This window comes from Vibrio sp. Y176, from assembly GCF_033438945.1.
Genome location: NZ_JAWOQS010000569.1, coordinates 1 through 682, shown reverse-complemented (window position 1 = coordinate 682; position 682 = coordinate 1). Strand labels below are relative to the sequence as shown.

At 48.4% G+C, this 682-nt stretch carries 1 pseudogene; it reads left to right on the top strand.

Annotation, left to right across the window (positions count from 1 at the left end):
- Window positions 1-682: pseudogene (locus tag R7O13_RS27350) on the top strand (protein acetyltransferase); the annotation flags it as partial.

The following is a 682-nucleotide window of genomic DNA, read 5'->3' as shown; positions in this document are numbered from 1 at the left end:
CAGCAAGATGGCGATACGCTCGATGTGATTTATGACTCTGCGATACGAAGAACGGGTATGCTACGTGTTAGCAATACGCATGAGTTATTTGCTGCGGTAGAGACGCTGACGCACTCAGTTCCGTTGCGTGGAGAACGCTTAGCCATCATCACTAACGGTGGAGGCCCTGCCGTCATGGCGGTTGATACACTAGTTGAGCGAGGTGGCAATTTAGCGACTCTGGACGAAGTAACAACCGATCAGCTCAGAGCCATTTTACCGTCTAACTGGCGTGGTGTTAATCCGATAGATCTTTCCGGAGATGCAACGAAAAAACGCTACGTAGATGCGATCAATGCGGTAATGAATAATGATTGTGCTGATGCGATTTTGATTATGCACAGTCCTTCTGCCGTGTCTGATTCTTATGAAACGGCTTTGGCGGTTATTGAAGCCATCAAGAATCACCCTCGACATAAACATTTTAATGTCCTAACTAACTGGTCTGGGGAACAAACATCTCGAGATGCTCGACTGGCATTCACTCAAGCGGGGATACCTACCTATCGTACGCCGGAAAGCGCGGTCGTTGCGTACATGCACCTCGTTGAATACAGGCGAAACCAGAAACAGTTGATGGAAACGCCAACAACAGCAGAGCCGCTGCACTCAGGTAGCGTAAATTCTGCAAAAGAATGGGTAG